The sequence below is a fragment of the Methylobacterium sp. D48H genome (assembly GCF_053345715.1).
This window is the reverse complement of sequence record NZ_JBKFAP010000148.1, coordinates 1-308: the sequence shown is the minus strand read 5'-3', so window position 1 is coordinate 308 and position 308 is coordinate 1. Positions and strand designations below refer to the sequence as shown.

Annotated in this window: 1 pseudogene; it reads right to left on the bottom strand. The window is 76.9% G+C overall.

What is annotated here, in order from left to right:
* A pseudogene (locus tag ACLBX8_RS31885) lies at window positions 1-282 on the bottom strand (cytochrome P450); the annotation flags it as partial.
* Window positions 283-308 lie beyond the last annotated feature (26 nt).

Genomic DNA, 308 nt, shown 5'->3' with positions numbered 1-308 from the left:
GGCCGGGTCGAAGCGGCCCGGGTCGGGCACGCCGGTCGCGTCGAACATCGCCGACAGGCTGAGGGGCAGGACGACCCGGCCCTTGGCGATCCGGCTCCCGGCCGGGCTGCCCCGGCCGAGCACGTGGTCGGTCTCCGCCTGGCGGAACATGAAGGCGACGATCGGCGCGAAGCGCAGCGCCTCCCACACGTAGCGGTCGAAGGCGGCGGGTCCGGTCCGGGCGGCCGCGCGGGCCGCCGCGAGGACCTGCGGCCGGCCGAGGAGCTCCGCGAGAGCGTGCACCACCGCCTCCGACGTGGTCTCGATGG